Annotated in this window: 21 protein-coding genes; 5 read left to right on the top strand and 16 right to left on the bottom strand. The window is 66.7% G+C overall.

The genetic code is table 11. The annotated features are described in order from the left end of the window. The 3 genes from ppdK to JWQ05_RS09800 all read right to left on the bottom strand — a co-directional run. Positions 1-1712 (bottom strand): pyruvate, phosphate dikinase (ppdK, locus tag JWQ05_RS09810; RefSeq protein ID WP_299658070.1); only part of this gene is annotated, 1712 nt, incomplete at its 3' end. Between the two features lie 146 nt (positions 1713-1858). Then, positions 1859-2011 carry a DUF3096 domain-containing protein gene (locus JWQ05_RS09805; RefSeq protein WP_299658069.1) on the bottom strand — a complete coding sequence of 51 codons (153 nt, stop codon included), beginning with the start codon at positions 2009-2011 and terminating at the stop codon, positions 1859-1861. Positions 2012-2089: 78 nt separating this feature from the next. Next, entirely contained in the window at positions 2090-2731 is a 642-nt protein-coding gene (locus tag JWQ05_RS09800) for a L,D-transpeptidase (protein WP_299658068.1), read from the bottom strand. A gap of 232 nt (positions 2732-2963) precedes the next feature. On the opposite strand from JWQ05_RS09800, the gene JWQ05_RS09795 reads away from it, so the two are divergent. Then, on the top strand, positions 2964-3407 hold the full coding sequence (locus JWQ05_RS09795) for a VOC family protein (RefSeq protein WP_299658066.1): 444 nt from the start codon (positions 2964-2966) through the stop codon (positions 3405-3407). A gap of 5 nt (positions 3408-3412) precedes the next feature. On the opposite strand, the gene JWQ05_RS09790 is transcribed toward JWQ05_RS09795, so the two are convergent. Further along, positions 3413-3856, bottom strand: coding sequence for a cyclic nucleotide-binding domain-containing protein (locus JWQ05_RS09790; RefSeq protein ID WP_299658064.1), 444 nt, complete (start codon positions 3854-3856; stop codon positions 3413-3415). Positions 3857-4134: 278 nt separating this feature from the next. On the opposite strand from JWQ05_RS09790, the gene JWQ05_RS09785 reads away from it, so the two are divergent. Further along, positions 4135-4329 carry a KGG domain-containing protein gene (locus tag JWQ05_RS09785; RefSeq protein ID WP_055953126.1) on the top strand — a complete coding sequence of 65 codons (195 nt, stop codon included), beginning with the start codon at positions 4135-4137 and terminating at the stop codon, positions 4327-4329. A gap of 948 nt (positions 4330-5277) precedes the next feature. Here the strand turns inward: JWQ05_RS09785 and JWQ05_RS09780 are convergent. Continuing rightward, positions 5278-6081 carry a response regulator gene (locus JWQ05_RS09780; protein ID WP_299658062.1) on the bottom strand — a complete coding sequence of 268 codons (804 nt, stop codon included), beginning with the start codon at positions 6079-6081 and terminating at the stop codon, positions 5278-5280. Positions 6082-6201: 120 nt separating this feature from the next. On the opposite strand from JWQ05_RS09780, the gene JWQ05_RS09775 reads away from it, so the two are divergent. Continuing rightward, positions 6202-6486 carry a NepR family anti-sigma factor gene (locus tag JWQ05_RS09775; RefSeq protein ID WP_299658060.1) on the top strand — a complete coding sequence of 95 codons (285 nt, stop codon included), beginning with the start codon at positions 6202-6204 and terminating at the stop codon, positions 6484-6486. A gap of 120 nt (positions 6487-6606) precedes the next feature. On the opposite strand, the gene JWQ05_RS09770 is transcribed toward JWQ05_RS09775, so the two are convergent. The 10 genes from JWQ05_RS09770 to JWQ05_RS09725 all read right to left on the bottom strand — a co-directional run bounded on the left by JWQ05_RS09770 (position 6607) and on the right by JWQ05_RS09725 (position 12856). Beyond that, complete coding sequence (locus JWQ05_RS09770) at positions 6607-6783, bottom strand: DUF1328 domain-containing protein (RefSeq protein WP_003599466.1); 177 nt, start codon at positions 6781-6783, stop codon at positions 6607-6609. A 66-nt stretch (positions 6784-6849) separates the two neighbouring features. Further along, positions 6850-7158 (bottom strand): hypothetical protein, encoded by a 309-nt coding sequence (locus tag JWQ05_RS20750; protein ID WP_366944580.1) that lies wholly within the window; start codon positions 7156-7158, stop codon positions 6850-6852. Between the two features lie 62 nt (positions 7159-7220). Then, complete coding sequence (locus JWQ05_RS09760; RefSeq protein ID WP_299657986.1) at positions 7221-7832, bottom strand: glutathione S-transferase; 612 nt, start codon at positions 7830-7832, stop codon at positions 7221-7223. Between the two features lie 67 nt (positions 7833-7899). Then, positions 7900-9087, bottom strand: coding sequence for an alpha/beta hydrolase (locus JWQ05_RS09755; RefSeq protein WP_299657985.1), 1188 nt, complete (start codon positions 9085-9087; stop codon positions 7900-7902). A gap of 138 nt (positions 9088-9225) precedes the next feature. Next, entirely contained in the window at positions 9226-9429 is a 204-nt protein-coding gene (locus tag JWQ05_RS09750) for a hypothetical protein (RefSeq protein WP_299657983.1), read from the bottom strand. 103 nt (positions 9430-9532) lie between these two features. Beyond that, positions 9533-9961: a response regulator gene (locus tag JWQ05_RS09745; protein ID WP_299658078.1), complete on the bottom strand. Its 429-nt coding sequence runs from the start codon at positions 9959-9961 to the stop codon at positions 9533-9535. Positions 9962-10116: 155 nt separating this feature from the next. After that, on the bottom strand, positions 10117-11007 hold the full coding sequence (locus tag JWQ05_RS09740; RefSeq protein ID WP_299657982.1) for a dienelactone hydrolase family protein: 891 nt from the start codon (positions 11005-11007) through the stop codon (positions 10117-10119). 132 nt (positions 11008-11139) lie between these two features. Further along, on the bottom strand, positions 11140-11634 hold the full coding sequence (locus JWQ05_RS09735; protein ID WP_299657981.1) for a hypothetical protein: 495 nt from the start codon (positions 11632-11634) through the stop codon (positions 11140-11142). A gap of 134 nt (positions 11635-11768) precedes the next feature. Then, a complete protein-coding gene (locus JWQ05_RS09730) occupies positions 11769-12251 on the bottom strand; it encodes a DUF192 domain-containing protein (protein WP_299658076.1) in 483 nt (160 codons plus the stop codon). Positions 12252-12277: 26 nt separating this feature from the next. Further along, the gene (locus JWQ05_RS09725) at positions 12278-12856 is read right to left on the bottom strand and encodes a cold-shock protein (protein WP_299658074.1); all 579 of its coding nucleotides are present in this window, start codon (positions 12854-12856) and stop codon (positions 12278-12280) included. Between the two features lie 345 nt (positions 12857-13201). Here JWQ05_RS09725 and JWQ05_RS09720 point away from each other — a divergent pair, with 345 nt between their 5' ends. Beyond that, positions 13202-14185, top strand: a complete 984-nt coding sequence (locus tag JWQ05_RS09720; protein ID WP_299658072.1) for a DUF1624 domain-containing protein — start codon at positions 13202-13204, stop codon at positions 14183-14185. A gap of 25 nt (positions 14186-14210) precedes the next feature. Here the strand turns inward: JWQ05_RS09720 and efp are convergent, their stop codons facing one another. Next, on the bottom strand, positions 14211-14777 hold the full coding sequence (efp, locus tag JWQ05_RS09715; RefSeq protein WP_299657980.1) for an elongation factor P: 567 nt from the start codon (positions 14775-14777) through the stop codon (positions 14211-14213). 185 nt (positions 14778-14962) lie between these two features. Between efp and epmA the strand changes: the two genes are divergently transcribed. Then, the coding region (epmA, locus tag JWQ05_RS09710; protein ID WP_299657979.1) for an EF-P lysine aminoacylase EpmA at positions 14963-15825 on the top strand (863 nt) is incomplete at its 3' end.

Genomic DNA, 15825 nt, shown 5'->3' with positions numbered 1-15825 from the left:
CCGATGCCCTCGGCGCCGAAGTTGCGGGCGGCACGCGCATCGGTGGGGGTGTCGGCGTTGGTGCGGACCTTCATGGTGCGCACCTTGTCGGCCCAGCCCATCAGGGTGGCGAACTCGCCCGACAGGGACGGCTCCAGCATCGCCACCTCGCCGAGGAGGACCTGGCCGGTCGAGCCGTCGATGGTGATCTTGTCGCCGGCTTTCAGCACGGTGCCGGCCACCGACAGGGTGCCGGCCTTGTAGTCGACCCGGATCGAGCCGACGCCGGAGACGCAGGGCTTGCCCATGCCGCGCGCCACGACGGCCGCATGGCTGGTCATGCCGCCGCGCGTCGTCAGGATGCCCTCCGAGGCGTGCATGCCGTGAATGTCCTCGGGCGAGGTCTCCACGCGCACCAGGATACACTTGCGCTCCGCCTTGCGGGCGGCCTCGGCGTCCTCGGAATTGAACACGATCTCGCCGGTCGCCGCGCCCGGCGAGGCGGGCAGGCCCGAGGCGATGACCTTGCGCTCAGCCTTGGGGTCGATGGTCGGATGCAAGAGCTGGTCGAGGGCTGCCGGCTCGACGCGGCCGATGGCCTCCTCCTCGGTGATCAGCCCTTCCGCCGCGAGGTCGACGGCGATGCGCAGGGCCGCTTTGGCGGTGCGCTTGCCGTTGCGGGTCTGGAGCATCCAGAGCTTGCCGCTCTCGATGGTGAATTCCATGTCCTGCATGTCGCGGTAATGGGTCTCGAGGAGACCGTAGATCCGCACCAGCTCGGCATAGGAATCCGGCATCGCCAGTTCCATGGAAGGCCGATCGGATTTGGCCTCGATGCGGGCCTTCTCGGTGATGTCCTGCGGGGTGCGGATGCCAGCCACCACGTCCTCGCCCTGCGCGTTGATCAGGAACTCGCCGTAGAGGGCACGCTCACCAGTGGACGGGTTGCGGGTGAAGGCGACGCCGGTCGCGGAGGTATCGCCCATGTTGCCGAACACCATGGCCTGGACGTTGACGGCGGTGCCCCAGCTCTCCGGGATGCCGTTGAGCTCGCGATACTTCTTGGCGCGCGGGATCATCCAGGAATCGAACACCGCCCCGATGGCGCCCCAGAGCTGATCCTCGGGGGCCTGCGGGAAGTCGGAGCCATGCTCTGCCTTCACGATGGCCTTGTACTTGGTGACGAGCGCCTTCCAGTCCTCGGCCCCGAGCTCGGTGTCGAGGCTGACGCCCTTCTGTTCCTTGTAGTGCTCCAGCGCCTCCTCGAAGGCGTGATGCTCCACGCCGAGAACGACGTTCGAGTACATGGTGATGAAGCGGCGGTAGGAATCGTAGGCGAAGCGCGGATCGCCCGCGCCCTGGGCCAGGGCCTCGACGGTGACATCGTTCAGGCCGAGGTTGAGGACGGTGTCCATCATGCCCGGCATCGAGGCGAGGGCGCCCGAGCGGACCGAGACGAGCAGCGGGTTCTGCGGGTCGCCGAAGCCGCGCGCGGTCAGGGCGCCGACCGCGTCGAGGGCGGCCTGGACCTCGGCCTTCAGTTCGGCCGGGTACTGCTGCCCATGATCGTAATAATAGGTGCAGACCTCGGTCGTGATCGTGAAGCCGGGGGGCACCGGCAGTCCGAGATTCGACATCTCCGCGAGGTTCGCGCCCTTTCCGCCGAGCAGGTTGCGCATGGACGACTGGCCCTCGGCCTTGCCGTCACCGAAGGAGTAGACCCACTTGCCCATTTGCATCCGTCCGCTTGCAGGAGTGAAACGCGCCCCATGCCTAACACGGCGGGTTGGACCATCTCATGCTGCAACGCAAGATGAACGGAGCGGCCGGGCCGGAACGATGTAACGGTTTCGGTTCCCTGTCACCGCTCGCCGCAGACCTAAGACAGGGCGCGAAAGACACCCAAGCCGATCAGTCCGACAAGGATAAGGTAGATCGCCACGATGAAGTTCAACAGTCGCGGTACGATCAGGATCAGTATGCCGGCCGCCAACGCAATGATCGGTTGAAGGCTGGAAATGGTGATGGTCATCGCGTCTCCTTGCCGGCATCCCGTCGGCGAGCAAATGTTAACCTGGGAGGTGTGCCGTTCGCTTCTCCGGCGTCCGCGCTAGCCGCGGTAGCGACCGTTTCTTTTCACGAGCACCGTCGTTCCCACGGGAACACGCTCGTAGAGATCGACGATGTCTTCGTTGAGCATGCGCACGCATCCCGACGACATCTGCTCACCGATGCTCCACGGTTCGTTCGTCCCGTGAATCCGAAACAGGATGTCGCGAGAGCCCTGGTAGAGGTAGAGCGCGCGGGCGCCGAGCGGATTGTCGACGCCGCCCTTCAAAGTGCGCGGCAGGTCCGGGTTGAGCGAGACCATGGTGGTGGTCGGGCGCCAATCGGGCCAGGTCCCCTTGCGGCCGACCCGCGCCTCCCCCTTCCACGAGAAGCCGAGCTTGCCGACGCCGACGCCGTACTGCACGGCGGTGCCGTCCTCCTGCACCAGGGCGAGCTGGCGGGCGTCGATGTCCACTACGATGGTGCCGGGCTTCTCGGGCCCCGTGTAGCGCACGATCTGCCGGCGGTATTTCGGGTCGAGCCGTGTCTTGTCGACGAGGGGGACGTCATAGGGCTTGTCCGGCATCGTGCCGACATACCAGGCCGCCTCGTCGTCCTGCGCCACGGACTGGGGCCCGCGGGACTGACAGGCGGCGAGGGGCGCCAGCAGGATCAGGCCGAGGGCAAGGCGGCGGGACGGCATGGCGGCTCCACGATTCGATCCGTCGGACGACGGCTCTCCCCTGACTAGCCTCCCCGTACCGCCGACGTTGTGTCTTTCGAGCCGCAGGTCCGGCGCCGCGTCACCGCTCGCCTGCCTTGATCCTGCCGCACCTGCGCGGCGGCGCGCCATTGCGTCGCGAAAACCGCGACCCCATGATCGATCCGGCTCCCCGGTTCCGCCGGGCCTTGATCCATCAGGGCGAAGATCCACGATGGCCGATACCCAGACGCTTCCCACGCTCGACGTCGAGGCACCGCTCGCCGATCTCGCGCCCGCGATTCACCTCGACCATTGCGTGATCCATGTGAGCGATTGGGAGCGCTCCAACGCCTTCTACCGCGATGTCCTGCAGGCGGAGATCATCCCGCGCGGGGCGGGCTTCGCCTATCGGTTCGGCGGCGTGCAGCTGAACGTCCATGGCCCCGGCGTGACCGCGACCCCGCTCGCCGAACGACCGGTGATGCCGGGCAACAGCGATCTCTGCTTTCGCTGGTCAGGCCCGATCGAGGCGGCGGCCGCGCACCTCGCCGCCCAGGGCGTGCCGGTCGAACTCGGCCCTGTGGAGCGCCACGGCGCGGCGGGACCCGGGATCAGCGTCTACTTTCGCGATCCGGACGGCTCCCTGATGGAGTTCATCACCTACCCGGAGGCGTGAGTGGCTCAGCCCCGGCTCTGCGCGAGTTGCTGGTTGGTCTGTTCGAGACGCAGGGCAAGTTCGCGCATCACCGCGATGGCGATCTGGGGAAACTGCGTGAGCAGTTCGAGGAACACCGCCCGGTCGATGCGCAGGGCCATGGCGGGATCGACGGCCGCGACGGTCGCCGAACGCGGCTGGTCGGCGAGGATACCCATTTCGCCCACCAGGGCATTCGCCCCGAGCAGGGCAAGCCGAAACGGGCCCTGCGGGCCGTCGATGGACACCTCCGCGCTGCCATTGAGCAGCAGGTAGGCGGCATCCGCCGCGTCTCCGCGCGCGAACAATTGCTGGCCGGCCTCGAAATGCACGCGCTCGCTCGTGAAGGCGAGAAGCTTCAGGCGAGAGGGTTCGACGCCGCGGAACAGCGGAACCTGGCGTAGCGAGGAAACCTCGGTGTCGAGGGTCATGGGGCGGGCTCCAGTGGCGCGACGTCCCTCCGGGCACCGCACGATCCGGTGCATCCAATGCGGGTCGGCGCGGCTTTGTCCAGGCCTCGCCCCTGCCCGGACCATTCACGCTTCGGGATCATCGATCGACGCCAGCAGATCCGCCGGCGTTCCAACGGTTAAGCTTCAATTAATGCGCAATCGTCGGACGGTGGTTTGCTGTCGCTCGGACGAGACGAGGAACCATCGATATTGGCAAAGGTTGTCCATCCAGTGAAAGCAATGCTGAGGAGGCGCTGATGGCATCAGGAAATTCCACCTCGAAGCGAGGTTTCGCTTCCATGGACCTCGAGCGGCAGCGAGAGATCGCGAGCAAGGGCGGGCGCAGCGTCCCGGCCGAGAAGCGCTCCTTCTCTCAGGATCGTGAGCTTGCTTCGAATGCAGGCCGCAAGGGTGGCCAGTCGAGCGGCTCGGGACGTCCGGGCGACGAGTAGTTGGTTCGACGCGCGGCCTCACCGGCCGCGCGACCTTTTGCCTATAACGAAATCGCCAATAAGAAAGCCCCGCTGACGAACAGCGGGGCTTTCTTATTGGCGACTTAGTGGCTCACGGGCTTGACGCAGTCAGGTCATGCAGCGACCGGCAACCATCCGGCGCGCCTCCGGGCCAGCGAGTGAGCTGATGGACCGCTCACAACCTTCCTGCAGAGGCTTGCGCATCCGAGGCGCGTCTTTTTCGCTCGCCGTCTGTCGGCTACTCGGCATGGAAGGCGCGGCCTGGGAGGGAATGTTCGGCACCGAGGCGAGCTGAACGACGCCACCTATCGCGGGAATTGTGACGGCGTCCGAAGCGACGACGATTGTCGAGGGCCTGCTCGGCACCCAGTGGTCGGCCGTCTGCCGGATCGTCGGATGGACGAGAAGCGTCAAGATGGCGGCCGGTCCACTCACGCTGAGGAAGAAGCCAGACCGAGACATCGTCGTGATCTCCGATAGGAGCTTGACAGGTTGTCACATCAACGCGACGCCAACAAAACGGTTCCTTAACCATTTTGATCTGGATTTCCGGTCGTTAACACAATCTCACGCATTGTCTCGATCGAACACTCGGCGTGATTTCGACGTCACAGAATGTGGCGATTCCGTCACTGCCTACAAAAAAGATCGCGCAGTTCTCGGAATCCGGAACTCCTGTCGGCGTTCGCCGTTGTGTAGGCACCCGGCCGCCTGGTCCTCCCCCGCATTCCCCTTGTGCATTGGCCGGAACCTTCACACGGGTCGGATCATTCCGGCCCGTTTTTTCTTGCCTTAAAGATCGGGGCCGGTCTCCGGCGCGGGCAAAGAAAAACCCCGGCTCCGGGCCGGGGTCGTTCTCGTCGTTAGGTTCGGAAATACCGAGCGTACGGCTCGTCAGACCGCGCCTCGTGCAGGCCGGCTTCCCATTCAGGCAGACTTCGGCTCCCGACGACGGGCGCTTTGCTGGAAGAACAGTGCCTGGCTGATCACCGCGGACACATTCGCGGGCTGGAAGGGCTTTGCGATCAGGAAGGCCGGCTCGGGACGCTCGCCGGTAAGGAAGCGCTCTGGATAGGCGGTGATGAAGATCACCGGCACCTCGAAGGTCTTCAGGAGATCGTTGACCGCGTCGAGGCCCGAGCTGCCGTCAGCGAGCTGGATGTCCGCCAGGATCAGGCCGGGGCGCGTGCCCTCGGACGCTATCTTGATGGCTTCCGTGCGCGTGCGGGCGACGCCGATGACGTTGTGGCCGAGACCTTCCACCAGCGCTTCGAGGTCCATCGCGATCAGCGGCTCGTCCTCGATGATGAGGATGTCGGTCGCCATGTCGGCGGCGAGTTCACGGCCCGCCTCGTCGACGAGGTCGCGAACCTGTCCGACGTCGACATCGAGGATGATCGCCGCGTCCTCCTCCGAGAAGCCCTCGAGGCAGGAGAGCAGGAAGGCTTGGCGCGGCAGCGGCGTGATCTGCCCGAGGCGCACTTCGGCCGGCAGGTCGTGCTGAACCTGCTCGCTCTGGCCGTTGACCGAGAGGGAATTCCAGATGCGCGTGAAGACCCGGAAGAGGTCAGCCTTGACGTTCGAGCTACGGCCGAGCGTCTCGGGCTCGTTCACCAGCGTTTCCAGTGTGGCCGCCACGTAGGCGTCGCCAGCAACCTGGCTGCCGGTCAGCGCCCGCGCGTAACGGCGCAGGTACGGCAGATGCTGAACGACGAGTTGAGCTGTCGACATTATATCCCCTTGGCTTTGCCGTTCTGCCCGGCGCCTCCGCCACAACGCGGCGTGCGGGGCTCCGTTCCGCCGGCCGGGAACCGATTGTTTATACCAGCGTTGCAGGAGCAGCCATGGCCTATGTCAAGCCGCAAAACAATCGCGGCGATGTCGCTTGTCGACATCCAAGGGGACTTCAGTATGGACGAACACGGATCGGGCACCGGCCCCTCCCCCGAGGGGCTGCACCCGAAGGCTGACGATGTGGCCGCGGTGCAGGGTTTGAGTGATCACACGCAGAAGCGGATCGGGCTCCACCTGCGCGCGATGTACGATACGATCGTCCAGCAGCCAGTGCCGGATCGGTTTCGCGACCTCATCGCCAAGCTCGACGCTTCCGCTCCGAACGACGCCTCGGATATCTAAGACCCAGTGCTTTTGGAGGGTCCGCGTCTTTGCCGCCTGCAATGCACGAGGGCCGCTCGTCATCGACGCGCGGCCCTGATTTAATCTCTCACTCGAACGCCGATCCAGGCGCCAAGTCGTTTACAAGGTCGGCGAGCGGCCGCGCATCAGGCCAATGACGGCCGAGATGGCGAAGAGCACGATCGCTACGAAGAAGACGAGCTTGGCAGCTTCCATCGCCGTACCGGCAATGCCACCGAAGCCGAGCAGCGCCGCGACGAGGGCGACGACCAGGAACGTTACGGCCCATCCGAGCATGTGACTCAACCCTTCATCAAGTACGGTGCAGCATCGGCTGCGACCTCATGACAGCATAACGTCACGCTACGGATACGGTTCCTGGCGCTGCCTTGGGATCGCCACGTTTTCAACATGCCGACATCGGCGCTCGACCTCGCGCATGCTCTTCGCGCGGAAATCGCATTGTGAGCCCCGGCCGGCGTTGCGGCGCCCGGCTCTTCGCCACAGGAAACCCGCCGCGACGAGGGCCAAGCCGTACTGGGCGAGCCCGTTCTCACCCATATCGGCCGGAGCGAGGTGGAGGCGAAGCGCCAGCAGCGTCAGTCCGTTCAGGACCAGGACGCTGGTGCAGAAGACCGTGGCGGCGACAAGGGCGGCGACGAATACGGGCATGGCGCTGCGTCCGGTGAACCCGGACTGGGGCCTCGCAACCCTCGCGCCAAAGAATCGTGCCGTCAGGCGGCGGGCGGCCGGGTCGCCATCATCGCGGGCCGCGCCGCGAAGGCTTCGTACCACGTCGTGAGCGCCGGATGCGTCGCGCGCCAAGCCAGTTCCGAGAAGCGCAGATCGAGGTAGCCGAGTGCACAGCCAAGCGCGATGGTGCCGATGTCGACACGGTGTCCGAGCTGACCCGCGCTGCCCTCGAAGCTCGCGAGTCCGCTCTGGATCTTTGCGGTCTGGCCCGCGATCCACGCAGCGGAACGTTCGGCTTCGGGGCGGGCGGTCAATTCGTAGCGGATCAGGAGAGCGGCATCGAGCATGCCATCGGCGGTGGACTGGTCGTTGAGCGCCGTCCAACGCGCCGGACCGGCCGCCGGAAAGAGGCCGCCGGCCGCCCGCGTATCGAGATATTCGCAGATGACGCGGCTGTCGGCGATGGCGTGACCCGCATCGTCGATGAGGGTCGGTACCTGCGCCAGGGGATGGCGGGCGAGGATCGTCTCGTCGCGCTTGACTGGGTGCGCGGCGGTCGGGAGCAGTTCGAGAGCATCAGTCAGGCCGACCTCGAAGGCGACGACCATGACCTTGCGGGCGAAGGGCGAAAAATGGGAGTGAAACAGCTTCATCACGATCAATCCAACTCGGGCGATCCGGTTTAGGCGATCCGGCTCGGGGACGCGTCTTGGCCCTGTCTCAGGGGCGGCGTGAACTCGTTGGTTTCGCGCGTACAGGAGCCGGGGCCGGGCTGCTCGCGACCGGGGCACTCGTGGCGCGCGGGGTCTCGACGACGAGGCGCTTGACCGGCCAGCCATCCGCCCAGCGCTCCATGTCGCTGAAGCGCGGATTGCTCTTAAGGGTGCTCGCATCGTTGCCCGCGAATGCGGCCGCCGCGGCGAGATCGAAGGTCTTCCAATAGGCGAGGAAATCGAGGCTGTCGGCGCGGGCATTGTTTATCTGCGAGACCAGCGTGGACTGCTCGCCCGTCAGTGCCATGTCGGGCGTCCACTTGAAGGGTGCGGCCGGCTGCTTCGGGTCGCGCGGGGGCTCAGGCGGCACCTTGATCGCGCCGCCGTCATAGGCCGGGTCGACGGAGGCCGGCGAGGCCAGGGTCGCGGTCAGCGCCGGAAAGCCATGGTCGTCGGAGAGCGCGCGCAGGAACAGCTTGCGCTCGCTCGACACGCCACTGGTCTCCCGCAGGAGGCGTCGGGCGGCGAGGTCGGCCGCGCGCGCATCGCGGTCACCGATCACCGTAATCACCAGGGTTTCGGGGGCGATCCGGGATAGGTCGCGGAGCACCACACCGCGCGCCCGCGCGTCGCTGGCTATGCCGCCGGGCATGACCGTGAAGACGAGGCGCGGCACCGGCAAGCCTTGCTCGACGGCATCCGCCGCGATGTTGGCCGCGATCGGCGCGCCGGCCAAATGCCCGATGATAGCGACGCGCTTCGGATCCGGCTTCGCCTCCGGGTCGGCACTCAGGTCCGACAGGGCCGACTTCAGAAGGCGTTCGGCGGTGGCACTGGCGTCGGCCGGGCGGGTACGGTTCAAATCCTGGAACCGCGGAAAGATCACCAGCGCCCCGGTGCGGGCCAGATGATCGATCCAGCCGCCATAGGCCTGCGGATTCGGAGCCCCCCAAGCGTGGAGGAAGACGACGACGGGCCGTCCCTCGGCCGGCGCGGCCCCTGCCACGTGGAACACGAAACTCCCTGCGCCAGCTTTGCCCAGGGCGCGCTTGGTGACCGATACCGAACGATCGCCGAACCCACCCGGACCACTCGCCGGCTGGACCGGCGGCGCGGCCGCGAGCACGGAGGACGCGGTCGCCAGCAGGGCGGCGACGCCACAGGCCACGAGACCGGGACGAAAGTTCAAGCGCATGAGGAATCCGATTGACCAATCCGATGCGGCCGAAGGCTGACCCCCCGGCAGATGGACTCGACGATACGGACGATCATACGGCATTGGCGGCCGGCTGAATGCGGTATTCCCGCCGCACTCAGCCGCGCGATACCGGTTTCAGGTGTTCGATTGGCCCAACCGCTCGTCGATCATCGCGGCGAGGCGCATGAGATCGCGGGGCTGCGTGGCGCTGGTGACGTCTTCATAGACGTTCCGCAAATCGCCGCCGAGCGTGGACAGCATTCGCCGCTCGGACAGAACCGTCAGGGACGACCAGGAATCATCGGCGACTTGGGTGCGCGCTGCGCTCATCGGCTTCATGGTAGGCTCACAGGCCATTGCGAGGCCTCTCAATTGCTCAGACGGTTCAACGAGCCCGAGCCCTTATGTTTCCATTGATGAATGATAATACTTTAGGCGCCCCTCACCGGGTGCCGATGACGTCTGGACCGGACTTCCCACCGTCGGGGCGGCCGGCTGCTTCCTCCACCCAGGCGAGGATATCGGCGGCGCGCCAGGGTTTGGGGATAAAGGTCGCGGACATGCGCAGGTCACTCGGCTGGTCTCCGGCGTCGCCGGAGGTCAGCAGCACACGCACCCTGGGCCACGTCACGCCGATGATCCGCGCCAGCTCGAAGCCACCGATCGGTCCGGGTGTCCGGACGTCGGAGAAGACGACGCTGACCTCGTCAGCCCGGTCGTTGAGGATGGCGAGGGCGCGTTCGGCCGTCTCGGCCTCGATGACGCGAAAGCCGGTCTCCTCCAGCATTTCGGCCGCGAGGAAACGCTCGTCGGGCTCGTCCTCGACGACGAGGATCACGGGGCGTGCGTCCGAGGAAGTCACAGCACTCATGGGTCCGGAACGCTCTTGAGGCCAGAACGGCGGGCCGCTGACATCGTTGCGCCACGCGGGCATCGAAGTGTCAATGTGGTCAATCGGACGATGGGACGATGATAAGTATCGCGACGACCTGGATGTGCTTTAAAGGTCACGCTTTCGGCAAGGATTTAGCCAACACCGTGTGCTTTCAGAAAGGATAGGGCCCGGGCCCAGCCATCCTTCGCCTCGGTGGGGCGATAGCTCGGCCGGTAATCCGCGTGGAAGCCGTGCGGCGCTTCCGGGTAGACGACGAGTTCGACAGACTTCCCCGCGTCCTTCGCCTTGTCCCGGGCGGCCTCCACGTCCTTCACGGCGATGCCGGTATCGGCACCGCCATAGAGCGCGAGGAGGGGCGCATGGATCTCGCCGGCAACGTCGAGACCGGTGCGCGGCTGAATCTCGGTGCGTTCACCGGCGACCGGGCCGTACCAGGCCACGCCGGCCTTCAGATCCCTGCGATGTGCGGCATAGAGCCAGATGCCGCGTCCGCCGCGACACCAGCCCATCGTGCCGATGCGGGCGGCGTCACCGTTCGAGGCGGATACGGCCCAGGAGGCGGCCGCGTCGAGATCGGCGATCCACTGTGCGTCCGGGGTCTTCGAGATGACGTCGCGAATGATGACCTTGGCGTCCGTCATCGTCGAGAGGTCGCCCTGACGCGCGTAGAGTTCAGGGGCGACGGCGCAATAGCCCGCCTTCGCGAGCCGCCGGCAGATGTCCTTGATGTAGTCGTGGACGCCGAAAATTTCCTCGATAACGAGGATGAGGGGAAACGGTCCGTCACCCGTCGGCATCGCCCGATATCCCGGCATCGGTCCATCGCCGGCCGGAATCTTGACCTCGCCGGCGACCAGCCCCTCGGTATCCGTGTGGATGACCTGCGCCTCAACCGAAGTGGTCGCCAGGGTAAGGCCGGTCATCAGGCTCGTCATCACGAAACCGCGTCGCGAGAACGGCGGTGTCAGCAATCCGTCGAGGCCCTCGAGCGAAACGGAATGGTCGTCCGGCGTCTTCGACATGCTGATCCCGGGATGCTTCGGAACTGGTCCAGGGCACTTAGGGCACCGGAACGCCGTGACCATCCTGCACGGCTTCCCGTCGACGGACCGATTCCGATCCTCAGATCACAACGCCAGGATCCGGAAGCCTCCTCAGAGCGCAGCGCGCTGCCGGATAGCATCCCCCGCCCGCTGCGGCAGGGATGTGCCGAAGCGGCGCATGACGGTGCGCGCCTCGTTCCCGGCGTTGCGCTTGCGTGCGGAGACCGGCCCCACGGGCTTCGGACGAACGATATCGCCGAGGGCCACGAAATCCTCGATGCCGTCCGCCGCTGCCCTCGCGCTGGATCCCGCGACGAGTCCGAACCCGACCGCGAAGGATCGCGCCAGACTCTCATCGGCGACCGCACCGAAGGCCTGCACCGCCATCAGGAAAGCCTGCCGGAAGCTGCGCGGCGTGCACCAGCTCTTCTCCGCCAGATGCAGCGGCCATTCCCAGAACTCGCCCCGGCGCATCGCGATCGTCTCGCGTGCGATGAAGTAACCGGTGGCGCAATGCTCCAAGCCATCGTCGAGAACGCGCCAATCGGCGTTCCGGAACAGGTGGCCCGTGGCCTCGCAGGCGTCGCTCGGATGCTGGTCGAACATGATGTCCCCTCGTCGACGCCGCCGGGTCTGCACGAGGCATTCTCGGGGCGGTTCAGAACATTAAGGGAACAGTGATCCGAAACGACACAGGGGTCAAGCCTCTGTTCTCGATGTGTTCGTTTGTACGCGCCGCCTCAGCGGGCCTTCGCGCCGAACATCGGATGCTCAACCCGGTCTCCGGCATGCAGCTTGAGGCGGGCCGCGGTCCCGGCGTTCAACTCCAGCACGGAAAGGACCGGCTCGTTCGACGGGATCACCTTCGTGGACAGTGGCTCCGTGTCGGCGGCGATCTTCGCGATGCTCCCGTCGGCGCGGATGAAGAGCATATCGAGGGGCAGGTAGGTGTTCTTCATCCACATCGCGACTGGAGCGCTGGCCTGAAAGTCGAACAGCATGCCGTGATCGGGCGCCATGGCGCGGCGGTACATCAGGCCGCGGGCGCGATCCGCATCGTTCCGCATCACCTCGACGGCGAAGATGTGCCGCCCGTCTCGGCCGACGATGCTCAGGGGCTCGGTCGGGCCGGAGGCGGCGTCCTGCGCGGCGGCCTGCCCGAGAGCCAGGCCGATAAAGACCAGGGTGAGGAGGGCGCGAAAGCCGTCGCGCCAGTCGATCATGCGTCGAGAAACCACCGGACCATCCGTCAATGTGAGGCGGGCAACGCCCCGTCGAGGAGCCTGACTTCGGCGGCCATCTTGCCCTTCGAACCGTCGCCGTAGCGGACGAGAACCATCTCGCCGGGTTTGAGTTCGGCGATCCCGTAGCGACGAAGCGTCTCCATATGCACGAAGATGTCCGGCGTGCCGTCGCCCCGGCTCAAGAAACCAAACCCGCGCAGGCGGTTGAACCACTTCACCACGGCGGTCTCGAGGCCGCTCGTCGGGGTGACCTGGACGTGGGTGCGCGGCAGCGGCAATTCGGAAGGGTGCGTCGCCGTCGATTGGTCGAGGGACAGGACCCGAAAGGCCTGCCAGCCGCGCGGCCGTTCCGTCGCCTCCACGACGATGCGCGCCCCTTCGCTCGCGCTCTGGTGACCGTCGCGGCGCAGGCAGGTGATGTGCACCAGCACGTCGGCCGAGCCGTCGTCCGGCACCATGAAGCCGAAGCCCTTGGCGACATCGAACCATTTGATGCGGCCCGCGACTTCGATGAGATCGAGGGGGCGCTGGGCCTCCGCCGCCAAGCCTTCACCAGCGCGGTTGTCTTCCGACTCGCCCGACATGCGCCGCCCGAACGGGCCTGAATCGAAATCGTCCGACATGTAAGCAACCCACACCGAATCACGCCAAGCGACCCGCACGAGAGATTAACAAAGTCATGACTCTGCGGAAGCCCGTTTGACGGTCGCGGGTGGCCTTCGCTGCCGCATTGTTCGGCACGGGGGTTCGCGGGCAACAGCATTAGCGGGTGCAGGTCGGGGCAAACTCTGATGGGTGCCCGCTATTTTCCGCGCTCGGCCGAGCGCGTTCACGTTTGGTTGAGCACTTGAGCGGAATGGGACGGCGTCCGCTGCTGCACCCCGCGTCGCGGGCGCGGCGGATCGGTGCTACGGGCTCGGCGCATGACGATCCCGCCTTCCCGACCCGCACCTGTCCGCTCACGCTTCGACGTCATCGACGCGGCCCGGGGTGTCGCACTCGTGGCGATGGCGGCCTACCACGCCACCTGGGATCTCGGCGCCCTGCGGTTGACGCCGGAGAACTACGCGCTGACGCCGCCCGGACGGATGGCGGCGCACGGGATCGCCGGGAGCTTCCTGATTCTGGTGGGCATCGGCCTCGTGCTGATGAACGGGGCCCGCTTCGCGCCGCGCCGCTTCGGCCTGCGATTGGCGCGGATCGCCGGTGCGGCGGGGCTCGTCACGCTCGCCACGTGGGTGACCGATCCTTCGAGCTACATCTTCTTCGGCATCCTGCATTGTATCGCGCTGGGGAGCGTGCTGGCCCTGCCCTTCGTGCGGGTTCTGCCCGTCTTCGTCGCGGTGGCCGCCGCGCTCGCCATCCTGGCCGCGCCGCGCGTTGTCGGCGCCGAATGGCTCGATGCGCCGAGCCTGTCTTTTCTCGGCCTCGGCCGTACGATGCCGCAGACCAACGACTACGTGCCGCTGTTCCCCTGGTTCGGCCTGATCCTGGTCGGTGTCGCGCTCGCCCGCACTGGCCTGCCGGCCTTCGCCCGTACGACGCTGGCTGGCCGGACCGCACGCGGACGGCTGGCGCGTGGGTTGACCTTCGCCGGCCGGCACAGCCTCGCGATCTATCTCATTCACCAGCCCGTGCTGATGGCGCTGCTGACCGGCCTCGTCAGTCTGATCGGGCCGCACCCGCAAGCGGGGGTCGCGGAATTCCGGTCGCTCTACGTTCGTAACTGTGTCGCGACGGGCGGTGAGCCCGCGGCCTGCGCCGCGGCGGCGGCCTGTGTCTCGGACGCGTTCCGCCGGGAGGGCCTCTGGGCCGACAAGCCTCGCAGCTTCAGCCCCGAGGAGCGCCTGCGGGCGCAGGGCCTCTCGCAGGGCTGCTACGAGGCCGCGGAGGGAACGGCCCCCGCCCCGTGAGGCAGGCCGCCGTTCCCGGACGAGTTCAGTCCTTGGCGCGTTCGACGTAGGAGCCGTCCTCGGTCATGATCACCACGCGGGTGCCGACCGCGATGTGCGGCGGCACGGTGGTGCGCACGCCGTTGGAGAGGATCGCGGGCTTGTAGGACGAGGAGGCCGTTTGGCCTTTCATCGCCGGCTCGGTCTCGGTCACTTCGAGGACGACGCGCTGCGGCAGTTCGAGGGTGAGCGCCACGTCGTTGTGGCTCGACACCATCACGGCCATACCTTCCTGAAGGTAGGGTGCGGCGGAGCCGACGACGTCCTTCGGGATCGCGACCTGGTCGTAGTTCTCGGGGTTCATGAAGTGGTAGCCCTCGCCGTCCTCGTAGAGGAAGGTGTGCTCCCGGTCCTCGACGAAGGCGCGCTCGACCGATTCGGTGGTGCGGTAGCGCTCGGACACCTTCACGCCGTCGGTGATGCGGCGCATGTCGAGCTGCGTCACCGGAGTCCCCTTGCCGGGGTGGATGTTCTCGACCGTCAGGATGACGTAGAGCTTGCCGTCCTTGTCGACGACGTTGCCCTTGCGGAGCGTAGAGGCGATCACCTTCACGGGGTCTGGTCCTGCTGTGTTCGTAGAGAAAAACGGATACGCCGCCCCAACACGGTCTCATCCGCGGGGGCGACATCTTGGTCCCGCCACTAACCTATCCGGGCCCCCGTTGCCAGTCGCAGCGCGAGCCCGCGCCCCCGAGGCCACGAGATCCCGGCCGTCATGTCCACAACCCGGCCCCGCGCATGAACGTCCCTTCCCCCTGGTGGAGTCCGCACCGGCACGCCGACCGGCGCCCGGCCCTGATGACGCGCAACCGCATCGTGGCGGCGTTCCGGGCGCATTTCGCGCAAGGCGCGTTCGTCGAGGTCGAGGCCGCCGCTTTGCAGGTCTCACCGGGCAACGAGGCCCATCTCTCGGCCTTCGCCACCGAGGCGCTGGGCACCGACGGCACCCGCCAGCCCCTCTACCTGCACACCTCGCCGGAATTTGCCTGCAAGAAGCTCCTCGCCGCCGGTGAACCGCTGATTGTCAGCTTTGCCCGCGTCTACCGGAATCGCGAGCGCGGCCCCCTGCATCATCCGGAATTCACCATGCTCGAATGGTACCGGGCGGGTGCCGACTACACCGAGCTGATGGGCGACTGCGCGACGCTTCTGGCGCTCGCCGCCGAGACGGCCGGTACCCGCGTCCTGCGTCATCGCGGGCGGGACTCCGACCCGTTCGCGGAATTCGAGCGGGTCACCCTGGCCGAGGCCTTCGCCGAGCGCGCTGGCATCGACCTCCTCGCCACTATTGACCCCGCGGGCGGCACCGACCGGGACGCCCTGGCCGCCGCCGTGACGGGAGCCGGATTGCGGGTGGCGGCGGACGACACCTGGGCCGACCTGTTCAGCCGTGTCCTCGTCGCCTGGATCGAGCCGCATCTCGGCCTCGGCCGGCCGACTATCCTGTGCGAGTATCCCGTCAGCGAGGCCGCCCTCGCGCGTCCCAGCCCGCGCGACCCGCGCGTGGCCGAGCGCTTCGAGCTCTATGCCTGCGGCGTCGAACTCGCCAACGCCTTCGGCGAGTTGACCGACGCCGACGAGCAGCGGCGGCGGTTTGTGCT

Origin of the sequence: Methylobacterium sp., assembly GCF_028290105.1 — a bacterium.
Classification (GTDB): domain Bacteria; phylum Pseudomonadota; class Alphaproteobacteria; order Rhizobiales; family Beijerinckiaceae; genus Methylobacterium.
Note: the sequence above shows the minus strand (reverse complement) of the source record. Positions and strands in the feature narration are given on the sequence as shown.